The organism is Candidatus Bipolaricaulis anaerobius (assembly GCF_900465355.1).
In the GTDB taxonomy this organism is placed as follows: Bacteria; Bipolaricaulota; Bipolaricaulia; order Bipolaricaulales; family Bipolaricaulaceae; genus Bipolaricaulis; species Bipolaricaulis anaerobius.
Genome location: NZ_LS483254.1, coordinates 650931 through 673996 on the forward strand (window position 1 = coordinate 650931; position 23066 = coordinate 673996).

Here is a 23066-nt window from a genome sequence, read left to right on the forward strand (position 1 = left end):
GTTATGGCCAGAACAACACGCGCCGACCATCGGCTTAAGCGGAAGGCCCGCATCCGGCGCCGGATCCACGGGACCGCGGACCGTCCCCGCCTCTGTGTCTACAAGAGCCTCCACCACGTCTACGCCCAGGTTGTGGATGATGCCCAGGGAAGAACGATCGCGTCCGCGTCCACGCTGTGTGCGGCCGTGCGGGAGCGCGGGGTGGGCAATACCGTGGATGGGGCGCGGGCCGTGGGGGCGATCGTGGCGGAGCGGGCGCGCGCGGCCGGCATCCGCGAGGTGGTGTTCGATCGCTCGGGCTATCCCTACCACGGCAAGGTTCGCGCCCTGGCCGAGGCGGCCCGGGAGGGGGGGCTAGAGTTCTGATGGCGAGGTACCCGGAGCAACCAGCGCATGAGGTCATCGACATCCGCCGGGTGGGCAAGGTCACCAAGGGCGGGAAGCGTCTTCGGTTCCGCGTCGTGGTCGTTGCAGGCGACGGCGCGGGCCAGGTCGGGGTGGGGGTGGGGAAGTCGGTCGAGATCCCCCAGGCCGTTCAGCAAGCGATTCGCGATGCCATGAAGCATCTCGTGACGGTCTCCGTGCAGAATGGGACGATCCCCCACGAGGTGCGGGGTCAGTTTGGGGCCGCCAAGGTCCTCCTCCGGCCGGCCTACCCGGGCACGGGCGTCATCGCAGGGAGGACGGTGGGGGCCGTGTGCCGCATCGCCGGGGTGCGCGACATCCTCACCAAGGCCCTCCGCTCCACGAACCCGCTCAACCTGGCGCGGGCTACCCTCGATGGGTTCAGGCAGATCGAGGGGGCAGAGATGGTCGCAGCCCGACGGGGGAAGACCGTGGCGGAGATCATGGAGGTCGAAGATGCAGAGACTCGATAACCTGCGGCCTACCCCGGGGAGCAAGCGGGGGAAGAAGCGCGTCGGGCGGGGCTATAGCTCCGGCCACGGCGGCCACGAGTCCGGGAAGGGGACGAAGGGCCAGAACTCGCGGTCCGGGGTCACGGTGCGACCCGGGTACGAGGGAGGGCAGACGCCCTTCTGGATGCGATTCCCTAAGCGCGGGTTCCACAACGTGGCGCGGGTCGAGTACGCGGTGGTGAACGTGGGCGAGCTCGATGCCCGGTTCGAGGCGGGCGACGAGGTGTCGCTTGCCGTGCTCACCCACCGCGGCCTGATCAAGGACCCCAAGTGTGGGCTGAAGGTCCTGGGCGAAGGGGAGCTCACGAAGGCGCTCGTCGTGAGGGCTGATCGGTTCAGCCGGACGGCGAAAGAGAAGATCGAGGCCGCCGGTGGGCGCGCGGAGACCACGCAGCCCGTGGCGGACCCGGGCGAGGAGGCCTAGGTGCTGGGGCGCATTCGCCAGGTGTTCGCGATCGAGGAGCTACGACGGCGGATCCTCTACACCCTGGGGATGCTCCTCGTGTTCCGGATCGGCGCCCATATCCCCGTGCCGGGGGTGGACACGAGCAAGCTTGCGGATGTCCTCGCGGGCGCATTTGGAGCGGGCCTGTTCCAGTTCATCAACATGTACACGGGCGGGGCACTGCAGCAGTTCTCATTGTTCTCGCTTGGCGTTATCCCGTACATCAATGCCTCGATCATCCTCTCCCTCCTCATCCCGGTGTTCCCCCGCCTGAAGAAGCTCCAGGAGGAAGGGCGGGAGGGGAGGAGGAAGCTGACCCAGTACACGCGGTGGGGGACGGTGGCCCTGGCGCTGGTCCAGTCTTACGCGATGGGCGTCCTGGTGATCCAGTACGGGTTAGCCCAACCGTCGGTGGGCTTCTACCTGAGCACGATCATCTCCCTCACCGCGGGCACCGTGTTCCTGATGTGGGTGGGGGAGCGGATCACGGAGAACGGGATTGGGAACGGGGTCTCGATGTTGATCATGGCCGGGATCGTGGCCCGCCTCCCCGCGGAGATCCAGCAGGCGGCGCTCGAAATCTCGGCCGGAACGGTCCACCCGCTGTGGGGGATCGGGCTGATCGTGCTATTTGTGGCCGTGATCGCGCTGACGGTGATCGTTCAGCAGGGCCAGCGGAAGATCGTCATCCAGTATGCCAAGCGCACCTCGGGGCGGCGGGTGTATGGGGGGCATACGACCCATCTTCCGTTGCGGGTGAACCAAGGGGGAGTCATCCCGATCATCTTCGCCTCGGCGATCCTCACCCTCCCCAGCTCGATTGCGACGTGGGTGCCCCAACTGAACTGGCTCCAGAGCTATGTGGCCCCCGGAAGCACGATCTACCTTGTGGCCTACGTCCTCCTCATCTTCTTCTTCACCTACTTCTACTCATCGCTCGTGTTCGATCCGAACGACATCGCGAAGAACCTGCGCGAGGCCGGCGGGTTCGTACCCGGGGTTCGGCCCGGGCAACCGACAGCGGACTACCTGGGCTCGGTGACGAACCGGTTGCTCCTCGTGGGTGGGGTGTTCCTGGCGGGGATCGCCGTCCTCCCGTTCATCTTCTCCGCTGTGTCTGGCTTGCAGGGGTTCTCGATCGGCGGGACCTCAATCCTCATCCTCGTCGGGGTGGGCATTGACACGATCATGCAGATCGAGGCCCACCTCGTGATGCGTCAGTACGAGTCCCTCATCAAGGGCTCCGCGTTCCTGGGGAGGAAGGGCCTGTGAGGAACGTGGTCCTCCTCGGTCCGCCGGGCGCAGGGAAAGGGACGATCGCGGTGCGGGTGGCCGAAGAGCTGAATCTGTTCCATCTCTCTACCGGGGATGTGCTGCGGGAGGAGGTGGCGCGCGGGACGGAGCTCGGGAAGGAAGCGCGCGGGTTCATGGATCGCGGGGAGCTCGTGCCCGATGAGGTGGTGCTGGCCATGGTGCGGGAGAGGGTTCGCGGGCGGGGGGGGGTCCTCCTGGACGGGTTCCCGCGCACGCTAGCCCAGGCCGACGGCCTGGCGAAGTTCCTCCCCGTGCATGTGGTGGTGTACCTCGCGGTGGGGAAGGATGAGGTGGTGCGGCGGCTCGGGAGCCGGCGGGTGTGCGCGTCGTGCGGGGCGGTGTACAACCTCGTCACCCAGCGCCCGCGCACCCCGGGGCGCTGCGACCGGTGTGGCGGAGAGCTCCGCCAGCGGCCTGACGACGCGCCGGAGGTGGTGGCGCACCGGTACGAGGTGTACGAGCGGGAGTCCCGCCCCCTCATCGAGCATTACGCCCGTCAGGGGCTGCTCGTATCCGTGGATGCGGCCCGGCCTCCGGAGGCTGTGGTGGCCGACGTGATCCGGGTCCTTCGCTCGTGATCGCCCTCAAGACGGAGGCCGAGCTGAGGGTTGTGGCGGAGAACGCCCAACTTCTCGCCGAGATCCTGGTTGAGGTGGCGCTTCACGTGGAGCCGGACGTGGAGACCGCGGAACTTGACAGGTTCGCGGAGGAGCGGATCCGGGCCGCAGGGGCCCGTCCCGCGTTCAAGGGATACCATGGGTACCCGGCGAGCCTGTGCGTGTCCGTGAACGAAGAGATCGTTCACGGCATCCCTTCCTCGCGCCGGATCAAAGCAGGCGACATCGTGTCGCTCGATCTCGGCCTGGCGCGGGGGGGGTACGTGGCGGACGCGGCGCTGACGGTGGGCGCGGGGGAGATCACGCCCGAGGCGGAGCGGTTGCTTTCCGTGACCCGCGGTGCCTTGCAGGATGCGATCCGAGCCGCTAAACTTGGCGCTCGCGTTTCGGATCTCTCTCACGCCATCGGCCGGCATGTGAGCCGCCATGGGTTGTACGTGGTGCGGGAGTTCGTGGGCCACGGCATCGGCCGGGAGCTCCATGAGGATCCCCAGATCCCGAACTTCGGAGAGGGGGGGCAGGGGGCGGTGTTGCGGGAGGGGATGGTCCTCTGCCCGGAGCCGATGGTGAAGGGGGATGATCTCCCTGTTCACATCAAGGACGATGGGTGGACGGCCGTGACGGCGAGCGGGTCACTTGCCGCGCACTACGAGGAGATGATCGCGGTGACCCCGGACGGGCCCGCAGTGCTGACGGGTGGGATTTGGGAGGCGTTTTGTCGAAGAAGGACGTGATCCGGGCGCGAGGAGAGGTGACGGAGGTCCTGCCCGACTCGATGTACCGGGTGAAACTGGACAACGATCACGATGCGCTGTGCGTGGCCTCAGGCCGGATGCGGAAGAACTTCATTCGGGTGGTGGTCGGGGATCGGGTGGTTGTGGAGTTTTCCCCCTACGACCTCACCCGGGGACGGATCGTGTACCGTGAGACGTGAATAGGAGGCGAGGGTGAAGGTCCGGAGTTCAGTGAAGAAGATGTGCGAGCAGTGCCGGGTCATCCGTCGCGAGGGACGGTTGTGGGTCGTATGCCGCAACCCCAAGCACAAGCAGCGACAGGGGTAGGCCATGGCACGCATCGCGGGCATCAACCTTCCGGCGAAGAAGCAGATCGCAGTCGCGTTGACCTACATCTACGGGATCGGGCCGTCGCGGGCGCGGGAGATCCTCGAGCGGACCGGCGTGGCCCCGAACACGAAGGTCATGGACCTAACAGAGCAGGATGTGACTGCGCTGCGGCGCGAGGTGGAGTCCTACCTGGTCGAGGGTGACCTCCGGCGCCAGGTACGCGCGAACATCCAGCGCCTGACGGACATCGGGTGCTACCGTGGACTGCGGCACAAGGTGGGGCTCCCCGTGCGGGGTCAGAAGACGCGGACCAATGCCCGTACCTGGAAAGGGCCCCGGCCGGCTAAGGCCGGAAAGAGGAAGTAATGGCTCAGGCACGGAAGAAGAAGACGATCCGCCTCGACCGGGCGCGGGTGCACGTCCACTCCACGTTCAACAACACGATCATCACCGTGACCGACCTCACCGGCAACGCCGTCGGGTGGCAGTCGGGGGGGACGGCCGGGTTCACCGGATCGCGTAAGGGCACGCCGTACGCCGCGCAGCTGGCGACCCAGGCCGTGGTGCGGGATCTGAAGGAGTATGGTGTGCGGTCCGTGATCGTGACCGTGGATGGCACGGGCTCGGGCCGCCAGGCCGTGGTGCAAACGCTGCGCTCGCTCGGGATCCAGGTCGAGGAAGTGCGGAACGTGACCCCGGTCAGTCACAGCTAGGAGGCGGCGAGGATGGGCAGGTACACGGGTCCGAAGTGCAGGCTGTGTCGGCGGGAGGGCGTAAAGCTCTTCCTGCGTGGGGATCGCTGCTATTCGGCGCAGTGCCCGATCTCGAAGCGGCCCCAGGTTCCGGGCCAGCACACTCGCTTCCGGCGACGGGCGACGCCCTACGCGATTCGCATCCGTGAGAAGCAGAAGCTCAAGCGGATCTACGGCGTTCGCGAGGCCCAGTTCCGCCGGTACGTGGAGGCGGGGAAGCAGTGGAAGGGCGTCACGGGCGAGGCGATCCTGATGTCGCTCGAGAAGCGGCTGGACAACGTGGTGTACCGCGCTGGCTTCGCCCACTCCCGGAACCAGGCGCGTCAGCTCATCGGCCATGGGCACATCCTCGTGAACGGGCGGCGGGCGGACATCGCCTCTCGCCTCCTCGGCGAGGGGGACATCGTGGAAGTACGTCCCCAATCCCGCGACAAGCTGCGGCCCCAGATCAAGGAAGCGGCCGAGCGCCGGCCGGTCCCGACCTGGATGACGCGCGATCTCGAGGGGCTGCGGATCCAGGTGAATGCCGAGCCTACTGTGGAGGAGATCGAGCAATCGGTCAACATGAACCTGATCGTGGAGTTCTACTCGAGGTAAGATGGCTTCCTTTGTCTACCCAGATACGGCAACGTGGGCTGAGTCGGACGATCCGTGCTATGGGCGGCTGGTCGTGGCGCCGCTGGAGCGGGGCTACGCTACGACGTTGGGCAACGCGCTGCGGAGGGCACTTCTGTCGGCGATCCCCGGAGCAGCCGTGGTGCGGGTGCTCTTCCCCGGCCACTTCCACGAGTACGACACGATCGCGGGCGTGCGCGAGGACGTGCTCCACATCATCCTCAACCTGAAGGGCCTCGCGATCCGGTGCCAGGACGAGGCCTTGCACCGCCTGTACCTGAACGCCACCGGCCCGGGGGAGGTTCGGGCAGGCGATATCGAGACCCCGACGGGGGTCGAGATCGCCAACCCCGCGTACCCCATCGCCACCCTCGACAAGAAGGGGAAGCTCGAGCTGGAGATGGAGGTCGAGGTCGGGCGTGGGTTCCGCTCCGCTGAGGAGAACAAGCGGGACGATGCGCCGCTCTCCCTCATCCCGGTGGACGCCGACTTCTCCCCGATCGAGCGGGTCAACTTCACGGTGGAGGCGACGCGCGTCGGTGGGCGATCCGGCTACGAGCGTCTGATCCTCGATGTGTGGACGAACGGGGCGATCACACCTGCCGAGGCGGTGGGCCAGGCCGTGGCCGTGCTGCGCGAGCACCTGGCCCTCCTCGAGGGCGTGCGGGCGGAGCGGGGGGGGCGGGAGGCGGAGTCCGAGGTCTCGGAGGAGCTCCTCCAGCCCCTGCTTGAGTTGGGGTTTGAGGTCCGGGCCTGCAACCTGCTGCGGGAGGAGGGCGTGATCACCCTCCATGACCTGTTGGCGCGGACCCGCGAGGAGGTCTCCGATATCCACGGGTTCGGCGAGAAGACCCTCGCCCGGCTCGAGGAGCGCCTCAGCGAGCTCGGCTACGCGCTGCGTTCGGAGAAGGAGGACTGATGCGCCATCGCTGTAACGTACCCAAGCTCAGCATGAGGAGCGACCGCAGACGGGCCGTGGTGTCCGGACAGGCGAGGGACCTGATCCTGTACGGCAAGGTGGACACCACCCTCGCCCGGGCCAAGGCGACCCAAGCTCTGGCGGAGCGGCTCGTGACGTGGGCCCGAACAGGCGAGCAGGCCGCGCAGCGGCGGGCGTTCGCCATCCTCCAGAGCAAGGAAGCTACGGAGAAGCTGTTCTCCGAACTCGGGCCGCAGTACCGCGACCGCGAGGGCGGGTACACCCGTGTCCTCAAGCTCGGACCGCGGCGGGGAGACGGGGCGGAGGTGGCCCGCCTCACCTGGACCTAGTGCCCGGCCGACCGGTGGTCCCCCCGGCAGCGACGGTCGTCGGCCCCTACTCGCCCGGCGTACAGGGGGGGCCATTCCTGTTCATCTCCGGCCAACTCCCTCTCCTCCCCACGGGTGAGCTCGCGGCGGGGCCGATCGGGGATCAGACCAAAGTTTGCCTGCGGAACATCGCCCAGGTCGTCCAGGCGGCAGGGGGGTCGCTGCGCGACCTCGTCAAGGTGACGATCTACCTCGCCAACATGGACGATTTTCCCGCGGTCAACGAGGCCTATGCGGCGTTCTTCGATCGCGATCCCCCGGCGCGCGTCTGCGTTGGCGTGAGCCGCCTCCCCAAAGGGAGCCGGATCGAGATCGAGGCGATCGCCTACCTCGGGCCTAGCCTGTAGGGTAGAGACACCCCGCCGCACGGCGACGGGAGAGCGCGGCCAGCATCTCCACCACCATCTCGGGAAGACCGTAGCGCGGCTTCCAGCCCCAGTCGGTTCGCGCGGCCGAGTCATCGATCGAGCGGGGCCACGAGTCAGCGATCGCCTGGCGGAAGTCCGGCACATACTCGACCCTGAACCCGGGGACGTGCTTCCGGATCTCCGCGGCGAGCTCTCCGGCGGTGAAGCTCATCGCGCTGATGTTGTAGGTGCGGTAGCGCAGCTTCGCCCCCGGCGCCTCCATGAGGTCCAGCGCCGCCTGCAAGCAATCGGGCATGAACATCATCGGGAGCATCGTGTCCTCGCGCACGAAGCATGTGTACGGCTTCCCCTCCACCGCGGGGTAGAACATCTCCACCGCGTAGTCCGTCGTTCCCCCCCCCGGCGGGGTTTCGCTGGAGATGATCCCCGGGTAGCGGAGCCCGCGGATGTCGAGCCCGAACCGGTGGGCATAGTAGTCGCAGAGGAGCTCGCCCGTGACCTTCGTCACCCCGTACATCGTCGTCGGGGAGAGGACCGTGTCCTGGGGGGTGCGGTCGCGGGGGGTACGGGGCCCGAACACAGCGATCGAACTGGGGTAGAAGATCTGACGGATCCCGCTCTCGCGGGCGAGCTCAAGCAGGTTGTACAGCCCATTGACGTTGACGTCCCACGCCCGCTGGGGGTGCTGCTCGCCGGTCGCGGAGAGAACGGCGGCGAGGTGGTACACCGTTTCAATCCCGTGCTCCCGGATCACCCGGGCCAGCGCATCTCGGTTCGCGACATCGAGGGACACGAATGGCCCGGAGGAGGCGAGCGCCGCGGAGGCTGGCTTGCGATGGCCCGCCGCAATCACCGCATCTCCTCCGTACCGCTCGCGCAGCACGAGGGTGAGCTCTGATCCGATCTGCCCGGTGGCCCCTGTGACGAGAATGCGCATCTGTCCTCCCTGTGGTGTGAAAGTGTTCAGATGGGCATTCTACCCGCCCACGGTTGCTTGGGCGAGGCGGGCTGGGTAAGCTGCCGCCGAGGAGGGAGCATGGGGAAGTACGATTTCATCACCGCTGAACTCGCCGATCTCAAGGCACAGGGCCTCTACAACACGATTCGCACAATTGAGAGCGCGGTCGGGGCGTGGACTGTTGTGGACGGGAAGCGTGTTTTGAACATGTGTTCAAACAACTACCTCGGGTTCGCGAACGACCCCCGGCTGGTGGAGGCGGCGCGGCAGGCGGTCGCGCGGTACGGGGTCGGTCCGGCCGCGGTGCGCTCCATCGCCGGCACGATGACCCTCCACGTCGAGTTCGAGCGCAAGCTCGCCGCGTTCAAGGGAACCGAGGACGCGATCTCACTTCAGTCCGGGTTCTGCGCGAACCTGTCCGCGATCCCGACCCTGATGGGGGCGGGGCACGTCCTGTTCACCGACGAGCTCAACCACGCCTCGATCATCGATGGCTGTCGGCTGACGAAGGCGGAGCGCGTCATCTACCCCCACCGCGACGTGGGGGCGCTGCGCAGGGCCCTCGCTGAACATAAAGCCGCTTCGCGGAAGCTCATCGTCACCGACGGCGTGTTCTCCATGGATGGGGACTTGGCCCCCCTTCGCGAGATCGTGGCCGTCGCCGAGGAGTTCGATGCCCTGGTGATGGTGGACGATGCGCACGGGGAGGGCGTGCTCGGCTCCCACGGACGGGGGATCGCCGACCACTTTGGCGTGCAGGGGAGGGTGGACATCGAGATGGGCACGCTCTCCAAGGCGTTCGGCGTCATGGGGGGGTACCTGGCGGGCCGGCGGGAGATCGTGGAATACCTGCGCCAGCGGGCGCGGCCGTTCTTGTTCTCGAGCGCGGCCACCCCAGCCGACGTGGCGGCCTGCACCACCGCCGTGGAGATCCTCGAGAAGAGCGACGAGCCGGTGCGGATGCTGTGGGACAACGGCCGCTACCTGAAGGGGCGGCTCGCTGATCTCGGGTTCGACATCGGCCACTCCGAGACCCCGATCACCCCGGTCATGCTCGGCGAGGCAACGACGGCGTGGGAGTTCTCGCGGCGGCTGTTCGCGCGGGAGGTGTTCGCCCAGGCGATCGTCTTCCCCACCGTGCCCAAGGGGAAGGCCCGGCTGCGGGTGATGGTGTCCGCCGTGCACACGAAGGAGGACCTCGACTTCGCGGTGGACGCGTTCGCCCGCGTGGGCCGTGAGTTAGCTGTGATCTAGGGAGCGCGCGTGGAGGCCCTGGAACTGTTCGCCCGGATCCTGTTCGCCGCGCTGGTGGGGGCGGCGATTGGGCTCGAACGTGAGCTGCGGGGGCGCGCGGCCGGCCTGCGGACGCACATCCTCGTCTGCGCCGGGGCGGCGCTGGTGATGGTCCTCGCCGGGGAGCTCGGCCACCCGGATGGCCCCGGCCGCGCCCTGGCCGGGATCGTCACCGGGGTAGGGTTCCTCGGGGCGGGGGCGATCGTCCGGACACGGGACATCGTGCGGGGGGTGACCACGGCGGCCTGCATCTGGCTCGTCGCCGTGCTGGGGGCCGCTGCCGGCCAGGGCCTGTACATCCTCGCGGCGGGGAGCGCCGCCCTGACGCTGCTCGTCCTGTTGGGGCTGAACCGGGTGGAGCGCCTCGTCCCCGCCCACTCCTACCACACCGTGACCGTCCACGCTCAGGGCACGGAGGTGCAGCGCCTCGATGAGCTGTGCCGCGGGGTGTTCTCCGGAGCGCGGCAACGGGTCCTCGCCCTCGATGTCCGCCTCGACCGGTCGAAGGACTTCGCCTCGCTCACGTTCTACGTCCGGAGCCGCGGCGAGGTCCGGTCAGCCCAGCTTTCGGAGGAGCTCCTTGCCCTCCCCGGCGTGTCCCGCGTCAGTTGGCAGTGAGCCGGGGCCGTTTCACAGGCCGAGTTCGCTCTGGATCCCCTGCATTGCCGTGAGGACGAGGGTGGCGAACTCGTCGAGGGTGAGCCCAAGCTGCGTGCACCGTGCGATCCCCTCCCGCGATGCCGACCGGGCGAACCCCTTCTCGCGGTAGCGGTGGACCACGTTCTGGGCGGTGAGGCCGGCCAGCCGTCCGGGGTGGACGAGGGCGGCGGCGACGATGAGGCCGGTGAGGGGGTCCACTGCGGCGAGGGCGTGTTCGAACGGGGTGACGGGCTCCTTGCGCCCGGCGTGGGCGAGGATCGCGTCCAGGAGCTCGGGATCGTCAACCCCCTTCTCCCGCAGCCGGCGCACGGTGATCTCCCCGTGGCGCTGGGGATCGTCCTTCGTCTCCTCGTAGTCCAGATCGTGGAGGAGCCCCGCCAGCCCCCACCGGTCGGGGTCGCCGCCGAACCGGGGCGCCAGCGCCCGCATCGCCGCTTCCACGGCGAGCATGTGCTTGACGAGGTTCTTCGTTTTCACGCTTTCTTGGACGAGGGCCAACGCTTCCTCTCGGGTCATCGCGTCTCCTTTTGCCCATACGGGCACACGTCGCGCAGGGGGCACGCCGGACAGCGGGGCTGCCGCGGCCGGCAGACCTCCCGGCCAAGGCGGATCAGGTGGAGGTGGAGCTCGCGCTCCTGCCCCGGCGGGACGAGGGGGGCAAGGGCGTCATGGGGGTCGCCCGTTTCGTCCGTGAGCCCCAGTCGCTTCGTGACGCGGGAGATGTGGGTGTCCACCGGGAAGAACGGACGGCCGAACCCGAACAGGAGGACCACGTACGCCGTCTTCTTCCCCACCCCGGGGAGGGAGAGGAGCCACTGGACAGCCTCCTCGTCCGGGAGCTGGGCGAGGAAGTCGAGGGTGAGGGTCCCCCGCTCGTCGCGGAGCCGAGCGAGGACGGCGTGGAGGCGCTTCGCCCGCTGGTGGTGGAGGCCAGCGCCCTGGATCGCCCCGGCGACCTCGCGCGGGGGGGCGGCGAGAACATCTTCCCAGGTTGGGAACCGGCAGCGGAGCTCGGCGTAGGCGCGGTCGCGGTTGCGGTCGGACGTGTTCTGGGAAAGAATGGTCCGCACGAGGAGATCGAGGGGGGGCTCAGGGTCGCCATGGTCCACAGGTCCGAACCGGCGACGAAGCCGGTCCGCCACCTCGACCATGTGGGCTGCGCGGTCCATGATCGGGAAGGATAGGGGCGCCCGGGCGAGAGGGCAACATCGGGCGGACCGAAGGAGGGCCATGCTTCGCGTAGATACGGAGACGACGGTCGTCGTGCGGTGTCAGGACGGGGAACGGCTTCCCGATGCCTTGCTCGGCCTCGGCCTCACGGCCGCGGGCTTGGTCGCGGGGGTCGGGATGGTGCGGGACCTTGCGCTCGGGTACTGGGACGGGGAGAAGTACGTTGAGGAGCGAATCGCGGAGCCGGCAGAGCTCCTCTCACTCCAGGGGAACCTCGGGGATGAGGGGGGGAAGCCCGTGCTCCATGCCCACGCCACCGTGGGGCTGCGGGGCGGGCGGGCGATCGGCGGGCACCTCCTCGCGGCGACGGTGCACAACACGGCGGAGATCATCCTCCTTCGGCTGCCGGGGGTGAGGATGCGCCGACGGCGGGACCCCACCGGGCTCCTCGGCCTGTACCCCGAGGCCGCTGCGGGTTGACGGGCTTCCGGGGCGGGGCTACAACCGGGTTAGCGAAGGTGGCGGAATCGGCAGACGCGCTGGCCTTAGGAGCCAGTGCCGCAAGGCGTGCGGGTTCGAGTCCCGCCCTTCGCACCACCTGGCCTCAAGAGCATTCGCCCGTATAATCCCAGGGTCAGGCGGGAATAGCTCAGTTGGTAGAGCGCCACCTTGCCAAGGTGGAGGGCGCGGGTTCGACCCCCGTTTCCCGCTCAGATCGCGCCGGGGTGGCGAAACTGGCAGACGCAGGGGACTTAAAATCCCCAGAGCGAAAGCTCGTGCGGGTTCAAATCCCGCCCTCGGCAGAAGCGGGGTGGAGCAATTAGGCAGCTCGCCGGGCTCATAACCCGGAGGTTGCTGGTTCAAGTCCAGCCCCCGCAACCAGACTGTGGCAGGAAGCCCCACCGTGAATGGACGTGGGGCGAGGGTGTCGGCGGTGTAGCTCAACCGGCAAGAGCGCGCGGCCCATAACCGCGAGGTTCAGGGTTCGACTCCCTGCGCCGCCAGTTCGGGGGGATGTAGCTCAGTTGGGAGAGCGCCGCGTTCGCAACGCGGAGGTCGGCGGTTCGACTCCGCTCATCTCCACCAAGCCTCCATCTTCGGCCCGAAGACTGGCTTGTCGTGGCGCCGCTCGCCGGCCCCCCGCTTCCCTTGGTACGTCTGATGCTCAGTCGGACAATTTGGGGATTGACAACCGCGGATGAACGGGCTACGTTGCCCATTGTGACGATTCCGAACCAGATCACCCTCGCCCGGATCCTCGCCACGCCGTTGTTCATGTTCTTCCTCTATGCGGAAGGGACGATCTTCAAGATCCTCGCCCTGGCCATCTTCGCCCTCGCCGCCATCTCCGATGCCGTGGATGGGTACCTGGCGCGGGCGTTGCACCAGGAGACGCGGTTTGGGGTGTTCGCGGACCCGATCGCGGACAAGCTTTTGGTGACCGCGGCCTTCGTTTCCTTCGTCGAGCTCGGGGAACTCACCGCTCCCCCTGTCGTGGCGATCCTGGCCCGGGAATTCCTCGTCACCGGACTGCGCATCCTCGCCATTGGGGAGGGGATAACGATCCGGGCAAGCATCCTCGCCAAACTGAAGACCCTGTCTCACATTGGCCTCGTCCTGTTCATCCTCTCCACCCGCTACTTCGGCCTCGGGCCGTGGGGGCACGGGCTGAAGGATGCGTTCCTGTACCTCGCCGTAGCGCTGGCCGTCATCTCTGGGGCGGAGTACTTCTGGCGGGCTCGGCAGGTGTTCCGCGGGATGTCCGTGCCACACTGAGCGGGGACAGAGGGGGCATGGTCGGAGGTCTTGCGACCTCCTTTTGTGCGCAACGGCCTCCTATAAACTGTTGGGGGATACCCAGGGAGGTCATCCAATGACACGACGGTGGTTGGTGTGGGGTCTCGTTCTCCTGGTGGGAGCCACGGCGTGTGCTGATACGCTGTACCTCAAGAGCGGCCAGAAGGTGGGGGGGGAGCTGTGCGGGGTAACCGCGGATTCCGTGGCGTGGTGCGCGACGGGCGGTCTCCAGGTCCGATTCCCGCTGGGGGATGTGGCGCGTGTCGAGTTCAGCGTGGATCCGGTGGTGAGCCCGCGGCTGGCGGAAGGGGAATGGCGTGCGGCGATGAGGAGCGCGCAGCGGGAGCTCACCTCGTGCCGCTCGGCGCGGTACGGTCTCATCCTCGGCGGGCTGACGTTCGTGGGGGGAGGGTACTGGCTGGGGATTCAGGGCTACGAGGCTGGCGACGTCATCATCGCCCTGGGGGCGGTGGCGGCGGGGCTGGGCGTGATCGCACCGAGCCCACGTTGTCCGCTCCTGGAGGAACGGGTGAAGGCCCTCACCCGGATCGGGCTCGACCACGGCTGGCTGTACTGACCCCGTCTTGGGGCCACGGCGCCCCTGCCCGGGGAGAACCGGGGCGAAGCCCTCCTTGACGGCTGCGCGCCCCGTCGGTATAAAAAAGCGTCCTGGGCGGACTTCCCCGAACCGTCTAGCCGTTAGTCCGGGGGCGTAGCTCAGTTTGGGAGAGCACCGGCTTTGCAAGCCGGGGGTCGGCGGTTCGATCCCGCTCGCCTCCACCAGGCCTTCGGGCCGGCGTGCCCCCTCACCCGTGTTCGTGCCCGTCGCCTGAGGAGCCCCTAGCCGCAACGCGCGTACAGACCGGGGGATAGGGCGATCCACTGGACCTCCATGGGAAGTTCGCGGTCCCTCTATCGGGCGGGAGGAGCATGCGGGCGTGGGTAGGATGCCTAGCCCGCTTCCCTCCCATCCTCCGAGTTGTCCGAGGGGCCCCGTTCGCGGGGCCTCTTCGCTCTTTTCACCCTTCTTCGCGGGGCGCCACCGGGCCCCGATGGCGGGGGAAGGGGAGGTACTCCACCGTGCGGGCTTGGTGCACCGGCTGCGGATAGAGCTGCATCAGCTTCAGTACCTCGTTTGGCATCTCCGCCGATACGGGCAGCCCCAGCCTCTTCGCCTCCTCGTAGGTGATGGGGTAGTCGTGGGTCCAGCGACCCTCGGTCAACACCTTCGCCAGCTCCTCGCACGTGTCGTCCGGGTACCGCCCGGCCAGGATCTCCTTCACCGCGGCTTGCACTTGGCGGATCGCCTTCTCCGCCGTGTCGGCCAGGATCAACGTGCGATCGTCGATCCTCTCCACCGGCTTCTCCTTGACGATCTTCAGCACCGAGGCTGCCGGGTACTCGCCGAGCTGGGGGTCCACCGGCCCCAGCACCGCGTGCTCGCACATCACGATCTCGTCCGCGGCCAGGGCGATCAGGGTCCCGCCGGACATGGCGTAGTGGGGCACGAACACGGTCACCTTGGCGGGATGGCGCCTGAGGGCCCGGGCGATCTGCAACGCCGCCAGGACGAGCCCCCCCGGGGTATGGAGCACGATGTCCACGGGCACGTCGGGGCCCGTCATGTGGATGGCCCGGATGACCTCCTCGGAGTCGTTGATGTTGATGTAGCGGAACACGGGGAAGCCCAAGAAGCTCATGGTCTCCTGACGGTGGATGAGGGCGATCACCCGTGAGCCCCGCATGTGCTCGACCTTGGCGAGCAGCCGCTGGCGGGAACTCTCCAGCATCTGCCGCCTGAGGACGGGCTGGAGGGCGGAGAGCATGAGGAAGATCCAGAAAAAATCAAGGATGGTCATGCTGTACCCCCTTCACCCGCTCCGGACCGGGACAGGCAGAGGGCAAGCGCCCGCTTCCCCCAACCGTACCCCACCTGCCGCTCTTTGTGCCCCGACATGGGAACCCGGAACATGATATCCCCGTCCCCGATCCGGATCCAAGCCCGCGTGCGGTGTGGGAACCCTCCCCGGGCGGGCGGTGTAGATCGGGTAGAGGTGATGGAGATGAAGCCATGGATCACCCTCGTCCTCGTCCTGGCGTGCTCGGCCGTTGGAGTGGCCCAATCCGGGCCATCGCCTCTCGGGTTGGTTCCCACACCCGTTCCTGGCCTGTCCGCCACCGTGTGGGTGGAGCGTTCGCAGTACACGGTGGGGGAGACGGCCCGGATCCACTTCTACATCTCCCAGGCGGCGTACGTGTACCTGTTCGACATCGAGCCCACCGGGAACGTGCGCCTGATCTTCCCGAACCCGTATTCCCCGAACGCGTACCGCCCGGCGGGGGCCCATGTCCTCCCGGACCAACCCACTTACCAGTTCCGGGTCACGCTTCCGACAGGGCAGGAGACGGTGCAGCTCGTGGCATGCACCCAACCTCTCGCGATGCCGATGGGTACCTACGCTGATCCCTACCCCCTCCTCGGCCCCGACCCGGAGTCGGGCCGGGTGGCGGTGCTCGGCCTCGTGCCCGAGCCGAGCTGCGGGTGTTGTGTGACAGCTTGGACCACATTCCAGATCGTGCAGGCCACGTCACCGGGGTTCTGGCCGTGCCCCCCCTGTTGGGGGGTCGCACCGTGTCCCCCGTGTCAGGGCATGGGGTACATCGCACCGGGCGTGGGCTGGTTCTGGCGCCCATCCGGGGGGTGGCAATTCTTCGTCGGTGAATGCCCGAGCGGTCCAGGGTACTGTTGGTACCTTGGATCCGACGGGCAGTGGAACTTCAAGATTCAACTCTGTTTTGGGAACTGCCCGTAGCGAGGGCCAGCCTCCCTTGGGGGAGGGGCCTCCCTAGCCCCTCCCCCCCCTCCTTCAACCGTCGTGCGCAGCGATCCATGCCCTGAGGAGGGTCCAGGCCGCGCCCTTGTCCATCGGCTGATTCCCGCTCCCACAGCGAGGGGAGAGCACGCAGCGCGGGCATCCCTCCTGACACGGACAGGAGGCGAGGAGGTCCGCGGTGCGGCCGACCCAGTCCCGCACCCGCGCGTGGAGGAGAGGGGCGATCCCGATCCCGCCCGGGAACGCATCGTACACGAGCACGGTCGGGAGGCCCGTATCCGGGTGGTGAACGGAGGAGGCCCCGCCCACATCGCCCGGCTCGCAGAGGGCGATGAGGGGGACGAGGGCCACGAGGGCGTGTTCGGCCCCATGGAGCCCGCCCGGGGAAGGCGTCGCAAGGGGCAAGGCCCCGTGCTGGCTCCCGCTGCGCGACGTTTGGCTGTCCCTGCCCCACGTGAGCCACACCCCCTCCGAGGTGAACTCGACCGGTGGGAGGTCGAGGGGCCGCACGTCCACGACCCGCCCCCGATCAAGGACCTTGTAGGCGGGGATCGTCTCGCGGATGGACACCGTCCCGAGCCCCAGATCGCTCGTCGGCCCGGAAGGGGGTCCTTGAATCCGCGCCTCCTCCAGGGTGAGGGCCTTCGTGGTAAGCCCGTCCGTGGACGGCTCGGCCACCGCGATCCCCGTTTCAAGGTCGAGGGAACACACGCGGAACGCCTCCCCCTGGTGGAGGAACACCGCGCCGGGGAACGCCTCGCGTCGCGCGCGGTGCTCATCCCACGTCTCGAGGACTTCCCCCTCCACGAGGATCGGCACCTGTCGTGCGGTGAGGGCGTTCAGGGACACCGCTTCCGCCGGGCGGACCCGGCCGGCGTACGACCACCCGTTGGGCGTGGTGGCGAGGAGGCCGGCCTTCTCGAGAGAAGTCGCATCCCCCTCCTCCGCCCCGAGGAGGGGGAGCTCGTCCCGGCGCAGGGGGAACTCCGCCGCCGCACAGAGGAGATGCCGCACGGCGAGCTCCTTGTGGCGCGGGTTGAGCACAGGGATCTCCACTTTCCCCGCGGCGAGCTCCCCGGGGCGACGGAGGAAGTAGCGGTCGAGGGGGTTCTCCTGGGGCAGGTAGACCACGAGGGCGTCGCGCCCCGACCGGCCGGCCCGACCCGCCTGCTGGCGGACCGAGGCCACCGACCCGGGGTAGCCGACGAGGACCACCGCATCCAGCCCGCCCACGTCCACCCCCAGCTCGAGAGCGCACGTCGCGGCCACGAGGCGCAGCGTCCCCTCCCGCAGCCCCCGCTCCAGCTCCCTCCGCTCCTCGGGACGGTACCCGGCGCGGTACGACGCGACCGCGCTACCCGATCCCGAGTCGGACGTGGCGCGTTCAGCCAGCAGCCGTTCCTTCACCGCCTGGGCGAGGGCCTCCGCCATCCGCCGCGACGGGAGAAACGCGAGGGTCTGTGATCCTTGGTGGATGAGGAACCGGCAGAGGTCCACGGCCTGCGGGAAGAGCGATCGCTCGGGATCGAGGTCCGGATCCCACGCCCACCACGTGCGTGCCCCCTGGGGCGAGCCGTCTCGGTCCACCACCGCCACCGGCCGGCCGAGGAGGCGTTCCCCGAGAAGGGAGGGGTCGCCCGTGGTCGCCGAGGCCACCGCGTAGGTCGGATCCGCCCCGTAGCGGGCGAGAACCCGCCCCAGGCGCCGCATGAGGAGGGCCACCCCTGACCCGAACACGCCCCGGTACCAGTGGCCCTCGTCCACGACCACGTACCGCACCCCCCCGAAGAACGGGGCCCAGCGGTGGTGCCACTCCAGGTACTGGTGGAGGGCGTACGGGTTCGTGAGGAGGATCTGCCCCTCCGCCCGCAGCCGGGGTCGGCGGTGGGACGGGGTATCCCCGTCGTAGACGTCCACGCGCCCCTCCACCCCCAGCGCTCGGGCGAGCTCGGTCCACTTCCCGAGCTGGTCCTGGGCGAGGGCCTTCATCGGGTAGAGGAGGAGTGCGGTGGCGGTCGGATCTTCAGCCAAGGCCGCCACGATCGGGAGGGCCATCGCGAGCGTCTTCCCCGACGAGGGGCCGGTGGCGACGACCACGTCCTGACGGGACATGAGCCGCTCCATCGCCTCCGCCTGATGGGCATAGAGCTGGATCCCCTCCCTCGTCAGCCAGGCGCGGGCCTTCGTCGGGAGCCCCTCCGGGGGCGCGGCGTACACGCCGGGCCGGGGCGGAACGACGAAGGAAGAGACGACCTGCCCGTGGTACCACGGCTGGGCAGCGAGGGCGGAGAGGAGGTCAGCCAGGGTGGGTCACCCGATCGAGGAGGACGGAGAGGAGCCGGGTCAGGGTGAGGACATCCTCCCGATTGTGGGCGATCACGGGGCGGAGGGTCGCTGCCGATCCCGTGCGGAGGTAGTTCTCGTAGAGGGCGGGGACGTGCTCCCCCGGCACGTCGAGCTCCCGCTCGACCCCGAGCACGGCCCGCTCCACCTCGCCCAGCGAGCAGTCGCGGAGCTCCCCTCCCCACCGCCGCCGGGCGAAGAAGAGGAGGTCAAGGTGCACCGGTTCCGGCAGCGGGCCCAGCCCATGGTAGGCACACCGGCCGCGGAGGTGGTTCCAGTCGTAGGCCTTCCCGTTGTAGGAGATGACGATCGGCTGGGGAGGGAGCTCCTCACGCAGGGCGGAGAGGATCGCCGGCTCCTCCCCCAATGTGCGGGCGAGGTACTGACGGACCTCGATCCCGCCGCCGCTCAGCCGGCCGATGCCGATGAGGAACGCCGGGAGCGAGGAGAGCCCCAGGGTCTCGATATCGAGGAACACAAGGTCCTCCCGGTCGGCGAACGCGAGGAGGTGCAGGAGGAGGTCATGCGACGGTGAGAACCGCCGCGAGATCCCGTCGTGGAGGAGGGCGAGGTCGCCACGGGCGAGCGCGGACAGCCAGCCGCGGGCCTGCGAGCCGTACCGAGGATGGGCAGCGAGGTCGGCGAATGTGCGGGCGCCCGCTGCCCGCAGCCCTCCCTCTCGCACCGGCCCGATCCCGAACAGGAGCGAGAACGCCTGGGCCACCGCCTCTGTGGAGAGCGACCGGTCGGGGAACGCGAGACGCGCCGGGTGGGCCGAGACGAGGGCAAGGCAAGGGCCGTACGCCGTCGCCACCTCCTCGCCCGCTCCGAGGGAGGCCGGCGCGGCCGGGGGGATGGCCGGGGCCACCCCCGCTCCCCCGAACGCGCGGGCCAGGCTGGCGAGGTACCGCTTCTCGTCCACGCCGGGATTATAGGCCCTGTGGCGGAGTTCAGCTTCGTTGCAGTCAGGCGGGAGGGACGTAACCGCCGCGGCGAGCTTTCGGGCGTGGTCCTCCACAGTGCGCAGGGCGTCCTTGAGGCTCGACATCGCGGGGAGTATAGGGGGGAGAGCGTCGCTGCGGCCAATAGCACCCCCAGAACATCTTGGCGGCATCCTCTGCTCACGCTAGAGTTGCGGACATGGCTCTGAACTGGTCGCGGGAAGAGGCGCGCCTCTATCAGCTCGCCGCCGTCGGACTGCACGGAAAGCGCTACCCCGAGGGCGAGGACGGGATCCGCGAGGCGTTCCGGGACCTCCGGGCGGTGCAGCTCGATCCGCTCCCGATCCTGGGCCGCAACCACGACCTCGTCCTCCAGTCCCGCGTCGGGGGGACGCATCCGGGGATGTTCCTCGACCTCCTGCACCACAAGCGGCTGGGGTTTGAGTACTGGGACAAGATGCTATGCGCGATCCCCATCGCCGAGTTCCCATACTTTCGGGCGCTCATGGAAGCGGGCGGGGAGCAGTGGGAAAAGCGGCGCGAGGCGCAGCTCGATCACGATCATCCGGGGGCGAAGGGCGCTGTCCTGGAGGCGGTGCAAAAGAGAGGTCCCCTCTCCACAGTGGAACTGAAGGAGCTCTCGGTCGCGCAGGGAGCCTATCGGGGCTGGAAGACGACCCAGGCCGCCGGGGCCGCGCTCGAGGTCCTGTGGAACCGGGGTCTGCTCTCGGTTTCCCACCGCACAAACTACCGGCGCTACTTCGATCTCACGGAACGGGTCGTTCCACCGACGATCCTTGCCTACCCCACCCCGCGCGGGGAAGAGTTCCTGCGCTACCTCCTCCGGAAACGGGTGGACATGGTGGGGTTGCTCCCCACGGGTGGGGCCGCCGAGACGTGGATGTCGCTCCAGCAGGCCCGCACGGATGGGCTACCCCAGCGGATGGTGGACGAGGGGGAACTGGCGCGGGTCGAGGTGGCGGGGGTGCGTACTCCGTTCTACGCCCGCCCCGACGCGGAGCTGGTCCTGCGCGCAGCGGAGGAGATCCCGCTCGACGGGCAGGTGCGGATGATTGCCCCCCTCGACCCCCTCCTGTGGTGCCGGGATGCCCTGGCCAAGGTGTGGGGGTTCTCCTACGCATGGGAGGTGTACAAGAAGCCCGACCAGCGCACCTACGGCTACTACGTGCTCCCCATGCTCCAAGGGGACCGGTTCGTGGGACGGTTCGATGGCAGATACGACACCACCGCGCAGACCCTCCACGTCCTCGGGTACTGGATGGAGCCGGATGGGCTTCCCCTGCGGCACGCTGCGATCCGGGACGGGCTCGAGCAGTTCCTGGAGTACCTTGGCGGGGTGCGGATCGCCTGGCCCCGGCGCCGGTAGCGTCGGGCTTCATGCCCGACGGCCGTTTGGGCTGGTCTATCGGGTGGCGGTGCGGCGGTGGTTCGCGGGAGAGGTTGAACGGGCTTGCCGGATCGCGACGCTGTCTGCGGGGTAGAATGATACGAGCACTCTTGGGAGGTGGATCGAATGAGGTTATTGCGGAGGATCGTGACCAGCGGCGGAGTAGCAGCGTTCTTTTTCTTTTCCTGGGTCATCATGATGCTCTGGAACAGCATCATCGTCGGGCACCTCGAGCTGACGAAGCCCCTCTCCTACCTTCAGATCTGTGGGCTGTGGTTCATGATCACCCTCTTCCTCGCCTGGACGGGGATCGGCATGGGGGGGGTCCGGTCGTGGTGGTGGGGTGAGCGCCGTAGCGAGGACTTCGGCCGCGAGATCGAGCACAGGATCAAGCGCGGCTTCGCTCACTGGGTGGGTACAGAGGAGGACATAGACTGGGACGAGCTCGGTGAGAGGATCGAGAAGAAGATCAAGTCCCGCCTCAAGGAGTGGCTTGCCGAGGATACCCACTGACGCCGTACCCTCACCGCTGGGGGGAGGAAGAATCGGACCGTGGGCCTCGGACTCCCTCGTTCCCCGGGTTCCCTCTCCCTCTATAGAGAACAGGGTGAGCTCCGGTCGGCCGCCGGGTTTATTGCGAAGCTACTCCTCCCGGCGCACGATGAGCCGCGATCGTTCCTGATCCACAACCCTCACCCGATCGCCCTTGCGGATCGGGTGCCCTTCGGCCCGGGCCCGCCAGTGCTCGCCCTTCACGAGGACCCAACCCTCGGGCGCGAGATCGTCCTTGGCGATCCCGGTCAGGCCGACCATCGTCGTGAGCGGCCGCGGCCTCCGCCGCTGGGCCAGGAGCCCCTTCGAGGCGATGAACAGGAACACCAGGGTCAGGGTCCCCACCGTGGCAGCGACCGTGCCCCACGACAGCCGTAGCGGCGTGCCCTCGAGCTCGAACAGGGAGAAGGACCCGATGAGGAGGCTCACCACGCCCCCCACGGTGAGGATCCCATTGGTGGGGGTGAAGGCATCGAGCACCATGAGCAAAACCCCGAACAGGACCAACCCGATCCCGACGAAGCTCATGGGGAGGATCTGGAGGCCAAGGATGGCGAGGAAGAGCGAGATCCCCCCTCCGACGAGGCCGATCCCGATCCCGGGGGTGAAGAACTCGTAGATGAGCCCGTACAGCCCGAGGAGGAGGAGGATGTAGACGAGGTTGGGGTCCGCGAGGTAGGAGAAGAACTTCTCCTTGAGGGTCATCCCGATCTCCCGCACCGGCAGGCCCGCGGTATGCAGCACGCGCCCATCCGGGAGGGCGTAGCCATCGAGCGCCGCGAGGAGGGAAGGGAACGAATCGGCAATGAGCTCGATCACCCCGAGATCGAGGGCCTCGGTGGCGGTGGCGGTTGCCGACTCGCGCACCGCCCGCTCCGCCCAGTCGGCGTTGCGCCCCCGCAGCTCGGCCACAGACCGGATCCGGGACACAGCGTCGTTCAGCGCCTTCTGAATCGTCGGATCGTCCTCCGGAGCCGTCTCCCCCGTGATCGCCACGGGGTGAGCAGCGCCGGTGCTCGTCCCGGGGGCCATCGCCGCCACGTCGGCGGAGATGAGGATGAACGTGCCCGCGGAGGCGGCCCGTGCCCCCGCCGGTCCAACCCACACCACGACCGGGACCGGGGAGGAGAGGATTGCCTCCATGATCTCCTTCATCGCCGTGTCGAGCCCGCCTGGCGTGTCGAGGACGAGGACGACGAGCTCAGCCCCCGCTTGGCTCGCCTCGCGGAGCCCCCGCACGACGTAGGAGCTCGTGGCCGGGTTGATCGTCCCGTCGAGGGACAGGCGCACCACCTCGCACCCCGCCGGAACGACGGCGACGATCCACACCGCAGCGGCCAGCAGAAATCGGCGCATCACCCTCGATTGTAGCGAACCCCGAACCCTCGCGATCGGCCACCTGGATCGGTGAAGGGCAGGCCGGGAGGGAGCGAGGGGGAGGCTTCCCTCCACAATTTGGCGATCGGGGGCGGATCGCTACAATGAGTGAAAAGGAGGGGACATGTCACATCGCGACATTCGGGTGAGAGGGGAGTGGGCGGGGATGTTCTGGTTCGCGGGATGGCTCTTCACCCTCGCCTTCACGAAGCTCCTGTGGTGGCAGGCGATCCTCGCCCTCGTGGTCTGGCCGTACTACCTGGGGGTCCACCTCCGCTAGCTTTGCCCCAGGGGTGAGCCGGCCTTGGGATTGCCGGAGAGTGTGGAGTTGAC

General features: G+C 68.3%; 30 protein-coding genes and 7 tRNA genes. 30 read left to right on the plus strand and 7 right to left on the minus strand.

Going from position 1 to position 23066, the window contains the following annotated elements:
- Positions 1-3 precede the first annotated feature (3 nt).
- From rplR to BARAN1_RS03310, 14 genes are read left to right on the plus strand one after another with little or no spacing between them, the layout of a single operon-like run.
- Complete coding sequence (gene rplR / locus BARAN1_RS03245) at positions 4-366, plus strand: 50S ribosomal protein L18 (protein WP_122030879.1); 363 nt, start codon at positions 4-6, stop codon at positions 364-366.
- Positions 366-878, plus strand: coding sequence for a 30S ribosomal protein S5 (gene rpsE, locus BARAN1_RS03250; protein WP_122030880.1), 513 nt, complete (start codon positions 366-368; stop codon positions 876-878). Before rplR ends, rpsE begins: the two co-directional genes overlap by 1 nt.
- A complete protein-coding gene (gene rplO / locus BARAN1_RS03255; protein ID WP_122030881.1) occupies positions 862-1341 on the plus strand; it encodes a 50S ribosomal protein L15 in 480 nt (159 codons plus the stop codon). The genes rpsE and rplO overlap by 17 nt, the downstream gene beginning before the upstream one ends.
- Positions 1342-2634 carry a preprotein translocase subunit SecY gene (secY, locus tag BARAN1_RS03260; RefSeq protein ID WP_122030882.1) on the plus strand — a complete coding sequence of 431 codons (1293 nt, stop codon included), beginning with the start codon at positions 1342-1344 and terminating at the stop codon, positions 2632-2634. It abuts the gene before it with no gap.
- A complete protein-coding gene (locus BARAN1_RS03265) occupies positions 2631-3254 on the plus strand; it encodes an adenylate kinase (RefSeq protein ID WP_122030883.1) in 624 nt (207 codons plus the stop codon). The genes secY and BARAN1_RS03265 overlap by 4 nt, the downstream gene beginning before the upstream one ends.
- A complete protein-coding gene (gene map, locus BARAN1_RS03270) occupies positions 3251-4027 on the plus strand; it encodes a type I methionyl aminopeptidase (RefSeq protein WP_122030884.1) in 777 nt (258 codons plus the stop codon). Before BARAN1_RS03265 ends, map begins: the two co-directional genes overlap by 4 nt.
- A complete protein-coding gene (gene infA / locus BARAN1_RS03275) occupies positions 4009-4227 on the plus strand; it encodes a translation initiation factor IF-1 (RefSeq protein ID WP_122030885.1) in 219 nt (72 codons plus the stop codon). The genes map and infA overlap by 19 nt, the downstream gene beginning before the upstream one ends.
- A 13-nt stretch (positions 4228-4240) precedes the next feature.
- Complete coding sequence (gene rpmJ / locus BARAN1_RS03280; protein ID WP_122030886.1) at positions 4241-4354, plus strand: 50S ribosomal protein L36; 114 nt, start codon at positions 4241-4243, stop codon at positions 4352-4354.
- Between the two features lie 3 nt (positions 4355-4357).
- Positions 4358-4723, plus strand: coding sequence for a 30S ribosomal protein S13 (gene rpsM, locus BARAN1_RS03285; RefSeq protein WP_122030887.1), 366 nt, complete (start codon positions 4358-4360; stop codon positions 4721-4723).
- Positions 4723-5070, plus strand: coding sequence for a 30S ribosomal protein S11 (gene rpsK / locus BARAN1_RS03290; RefSeq protein ID WP_122030888.1), 348 nt, complete (start codon positions 4723-4725; stop codon positions 5068-5070). Before rpsM ends, rpsK begins: the two co-directional genes overlap by 1 nt.
- Positions 5071-5082: 12 nt before the next feature.
- The gene (gene rpsD, locus BARAN1_RS03295) at positions 5083-5706 is read left to right on the plus strand and encodes a 30S ribosomal protein S4 (protein WP_122030889.1); all 624 of its coding nucleotides are present in this window, start codon (positions 5083-5085) and stop codon (positions 5704-5706) included.
- Between the two features lies 1 nt (position 5707).
- Complete coding sequence (locus BARAN1_RS03300) at positions 5708-6643, plus strand: DNA-directed RNA polymerase subunit alpha (protein WP_122030890.1); 936 nt, start codon at positions 5708-5710, stop codon at positions 6641-6643.
- Between the two features lie 32 nt (positions 6644-6675).
- Positions 6676-6993, plus strand: coding sequence for a 50S ribosomal protein L17 (rplQ, locus tag BARAN1_RS03305; RefSeq protein WP_162297738.1), 318 nt, complete (start codon positions 6676-6678; stop codon positions 6991-6993).
- Entirely contained in the window at positions 6993-7379 is a 387-nt protein-coding gene (locus BARAN1_RS03310; RefSeq protein WP_122030892.1) for a RidA family protein, read from the plus strand. Before rplQ ends, BARAN1_RS03310 begins: the two co-directional genes overlap by 1 nt.
- On the opposite strand, the gene BARAN1_RS03315 is transcribed toward BARAN1_RS03310, so the two are convergent.
- Positions 7369-8337, minus strand: coding sequence for an NAD-dependent epimerase/dehydratase family protein (locus BARAN1_RS03315; protein WP_122030893.1), 969 nt, complete (start codon positions 8335-8337; stop codon positions 7369-7371). The two genes, BARAN1_RS03310 and BARAN1_RS03315, sit on opposite strands and share 11 nt — an antisense overlap.
- A 99-nt stretch (positions 8338-8436) precedes the next feature.
- On the opposite strand from BARAN1_RS03315, the gene BARAN1_RS03320 reads away from it, so the two are divergent.
- Positions 8437-9612, plus strand: a complete 1176-nt coding sequence (locus tag BARAN1_RS03320; RefSeq protein WP_122030894.1) for a glycine C-acetyltransferase — start codon at positions 8437-8439, stop codon at positions 9610-9612.
- A gap of 9 nt (positions 9613-9621) precedes the next feature.
- Complete coding sequence (locus BARAN1_RS03325) at positions 9622-10269, plus strand: MgtC/SapB family protein (RefSeq protein ID WP_122030895.1); 648 nt, start codon at positions 9622-9624, stop codon at positions 10267-10269.
- A gap of 12 nt (positions 10270-10281) precedes the next feature.
- Here BARAN1_RS03325 and BARAN1_RS03330 read toward each other — a convergent pair whose 3' ends face one another.
- Positions 10282-10827 (minus strand): HD domain-containing protein, encoded by a 546-nt coding sequence (locus BARAN1_RS03330; protein WP_122030896.1) that lies wholly within the window; start codon positions 10825-10827, stop codon positions 10282-10284.
- Positions 10824-11480: an endonuclease III domain-containing protein gene (locus tag BARAN1_RS03335; RefSeq protein WP_157959428.1), complete on the minus strand. Its 657-nt coding sequence runs from the start codon at positions 11478-11480 to the stop codon at positions 10824-10826. The genes BARAN1_RS03330 and BARAN1_RS03335 overlap by 4 nt, the downstream gene beginning before the upstream one ends.
- Before the next feature lie 61 nt (positions 11481-11541).
- Between BARAN1_RS03335 and BARAN1_RS03340 the strand changes: the two genes are divergently transcribed.
- From BARAN1_RS03340 to BARAN1_RS03385, 10 genes are all read left to right on the plus strand, one after another.
- Positions 11542-11961, plus strand: coding sequence for a PPC domain-containing DNA-binding protein (locus tag BARAN1_RS03340; RefSeq protein WP_157959429.1), 420 nt, complete (start codon positions 11542-11544; stop codon positions 11959-11961).
- 32 nt (positions 11962-11993) lie between these two features.
- Positions 11994-12078: transfer RNA gene (locus tag BARAN1_RS03345), tRNA-Leu, on the plus strand.
- Positions 12079-12119: 41 nt separating this feature from the next.
- Positions 12120-12192, plus strand: a tRNA-Gly gene (locus tag BARAN1_RS03350).
- 8 nt (positions 12193-12200) lie between these two features.
- Positions 12201-12284: transfer RNA gene (locus BARAN1_RS03355), tRNA-Leu, on the plus strand.
- A 2-nt stretch (positions 12285-12286) separates the two neighbouring features.
- Positions 12287-12363 (plus strand) — tRNA-Met (locus BARAN1_RS03360).
- Between the two features lie 48 nt (positions 12364-12411).
- Positions 12412-12485: transfer RNA gene (locus BARAN1_RS03365), tRNA-Met, on the plus strand.
- A 6-nt stretch (positions 12486-12491) separates the two neighbouring features.
- Positions 12492-12567: transfer RNA gene (locus BARAN1_RS03370), tRNA-Ala, on the plus strand.
- A 135-nt stretch (positions 12568-12702) separates the two neighbouring features.
- Positions 12703-13257: a CDP-diacylglycerol--glycerol-3-phosphate 3-phosphatidyltransferase gene (gene pgsA / locus BARAN1_RS03375; protein WP_157959430.1), complete on the plus strand. Its 555-nt coding sequence runs from the start codon at positions 12703-12705 to the stop codon at positions 13255-13257.
- Between the two features lie 97 nt (positions 13258-13354).
- Positions 13355-13855: a hypothetical protein gene (locus BARAN1_RS03380; RefSeq protein ID WP_122030899.1), complete on the plus strand. Its 501-nt coding sequence runs from the start codon at positions 13355-13357 to the stop codon at positions 13853-13855.
- Between the two features lie 129 nt (positions 13856-13984).
- Positions 13985-14061 (plus strand) — tRNA-Ala (locus tag BARAN1_RS03385).
- A gap of 236 nt (positions 14062-14297) precedes the next feature.
- Here the strand turns inward: BARAN1_RS03385 and BARAN1_RS03390 are convergent.
- The gene (locus BARAN1_RS03390) at positions 14298-15137 is read right to left on the minus strand and encodes an SDH family Clp fold serine proteinase (protein WP_122030900.1); all 840 of its coding nucleotides are present in this window, start codon (positions 15135-15137) and stop codon (positions 14298-14300) included.
- 204 nt (positions 15138-15341) lie between these two features.
- Here BARAN1_RS03390 and BARAN1_RS03395 point away from each other — a divergent pair, with 204 nt between their 5' ends.
- The gene (locus tag BARAN1_RS03395; protein WP_157959431.1) at positions 15342-16091 is read left to right on the plus strand and encodes a DUF4384 domain-containing protein; all 750 of its coding nucleotides are present in this window, start codon (positions 15342-15344) and stop codon (positions 16089-16091) included.
- A gap of 54 nt (positions 16092-16145) precedes the next feature.
- Here BARAN1_RS03395 and BARAN1_RS03400 read toward each other — a convergent pair whose 3' ends face one another.
- Positions 16146-18329, minus strand: a complete 2184-nt coding sequence (locus BARAN1_RS03400) for a DEAD/DEAH box helicase (RefSeq protein ID WP_122030902.1) — start codon at positions 18327-18329, stop codon at positions 16146-16148.
- 79 nt (positions 18330-18408) lie between these two features.
- Positions 18409-19503, minus strand: a complete 1095-nt coding sequence (locus BARAN1_RS03405) for a ribonuclease H-like domain-containing protein (RefSeq protein WP_122030903.1) — start codon at positions 19501-19503, stop codon at positions 18409-18411.
- Between the two features lie 92 nt (positions 19504-19595).
- Here BARAN1_RS03405 and BARAN1_RS03410 point away from each other — a divergent pair, with 92 nt between their 5' ends.
- Together BARAN1_RS03410 and BARAN1_RS03415 are read left to right on the plus strand one after the other, a co-directional pair.
- Positions 19596-20783: a winged helix-turn-helix domain-containing protein gene (locus tag BARAN1_RS03410; protein ID WP_122030904.1), complete on the plus strand. Its 1188-nt coding sequence runs from the start codon at positions 19596-19598 to the stop codon at positions 20781-20783.
- Positions 20784-20930: 147 nt separating this feature from the next.
- Positions 20931-21317 carry a hypothetical protein gene (locus BARAN1_RS03415; protein ID WP_122030905.1) on the plus strand — a complete coding sequence of 129 codons (387 nt, stop codon included), beginning with the start codon at positions 20931-20933 and terminating at the stop codon, positions 21315-21317.
- Between the two features lie 129 nt (positions 21318-21446).
- On the opposite strand, the gene BARAN1_RS03420 is transcribed toward BARAN1_RS03415, so the two are convergent.
- On the minus strand, positions 21447-22712 hold the full coding sequence (locus BARAN1_RS03420; RefSeq protein ID WP_122030906.1) for an NfeD family protein: 1266 nt from the start codon (positions 22710-22712) through the stop codon (positions 21447-21449).
- 145 nt (positions 22713-22857) lie between these two features.
- Here BARAN1_RS03420 and BARAN1_RS06600 point away from each other — a divergent pair, with 145 nt between their 5' ends.
- Positions 22858-23013, plus strand: coding sequence for a hypothetical protein (locus BARAN1_RS06600; RefSeq protein WP_174202505.1), 156 nt, complete (start codon positions 22858-22860; stop codon positions 23011-23013).
- Positions 23014-23066: the final 53 nt, after the last annotated feature.

Bases quoted from the DNA above. Each gene is read 5' to 3' on its own strand.
- rplR (WP_122030879.1), top strand. From the start codon at position 4: ATGGCCAGAACAACACGCGCCGACCATCGGCTTAAGCGGAAGGCCCGC.
- rpsE (WP_122030880.1), top strand. From the start codon at position 366: ATGGCGAGGTACCCGGAGCAACCAGCGCATGAGGTCATCGACATCCGC.
- rplO (WP_122030881.1), top strand. From the start codon at position 862: ATGCAGAGACTCGATAACCTGCGGCCTACCCCGGGGAGCAAGCGGGGG.
- rpsM (WP_122030887.1), top strand. From the start codon at position 4,358: ATGGCACGCATCGCGGGCATCAACCTTCCGGCGAAGAAGCAGATCGCA.
- rpsK (WP_122030888.1), top strand. From the start codon at position 4,723: ATGGCTCAGGCACGGAAGAAGAAGACGATCCGCCTCGACCGGGCGCGG.
- rpsD (WP_122030889.1), top strand. From the start codon at position 5,083: ATGGGCAGGTACACGGGTCCGAAGTGCAGGCTGTGTCGGCGGGAGGGC.
- BARAN1_RS03300 (WP_122030890.1), top strand. From the start codon at position 5,708: ATGGCTTCCTTTGTCTACCCAGATACGGCAACGTGGGCTGAGTCGGAC.
- rplQ (WP_162297738.1), top strand. From the start codon at position 6,676: ATGAGGAGCGACCGCAGACGGGCCGTGGTGTCCGGACAGGCGAGGGAC.
- BARAN1_RS03315 (WP_122030893.1), bottom strand. From the start codon at position 8,337: ATGCGCATTCTCGTCACAGGGGCCACCGGGCAGATCGGATCAGAGCTC.
- BARAN1_RS03320 (WP_122030894.1), top strand. From the start codon at position 8,437: ATGGGGAAGTACGATTTCATCACCGCTGAACTCGCCGATCTCAAGGCA.
- BARAN1_RS03330 (WP_122030896.1), bottom strand. From the start codon at position 10,827: ATGACCCGAGAGGAAGCGTTGGCCCTCGTCCAAGAAAGCGTGAAAACG.
- BARAN1_RS03335 (WP_157959428.1), bottom strand. From the start codon at position 11,480: ATGGACCGCGCAGCCCACATGGTCGAGGTGGCGGACCGGCTTCGTCGC.
- BARAN1_RS03340 (WP_157959429.1), top strand. From the start codon at position 11,542: ATGCTTCGCGTAGATACGGAGACGACGGTCGTCGTGCGGTGTCAGGAC.
- BARAN1_RS03380 (WP_122030899.1), top strand. From the start codon at position 13,355: ATGACACGACGGTGGTTGGTGTGGGGTCTCGTTCTCCTGGTGGGAGCC.
- BARAN1_RS03390 (WP_122030900.1), bottom strand. From the start codon at position 15,137: ATGACCATCCTTGATTTTTTCTGGATCTTCCTCATGCTCTCCGCCCTC.
- BARAN1_RS03395 (WP_157959431.1), top strand. From the start codon at position 15,342: ATGAAGCCATGGATCACCCTCGTCCTCGTCCTGGCGTGCTCGGCCGTT.
- BARAN1_RS03405 (WP_122030903.1), bottom strand. From the start codon at position 19,503: ATGTCGAGCCTCAAGGACGCCCTGCGCACTGTGGAGGACCACGCCCGA.
- BARAN1_RS03410 (WP_122030904.1), top strand. From the start codon at position 19,596: ATGGCTCTGAACTGGTCGCGGGAAGAGGCGCGCCTCTATCAGCTCGCC.
- BARAN1_RS03415 (WP_122030905.1), top strand. From the start codon at position 20,931: ATGAGGTTATTGCGGAGGATCGTGACCAGCGGCGGAGTAGCAGCGTTC.
- BARAN1_RS03420 (WP_122030906.1), bottom strand. From the start codon at position 22,712: ATGCGCCGATTTCTGCTGGCCGCTGCGGTGTGGATCGTCGCCGTCGTT.
- BARAN1_RS06600 (WP_174202505.1), top strand. From the start codon at position 22,858: ATGTCACATCGCGACATTCGGGTGAGAGGGGAGTGGGCGGGGATGTTC.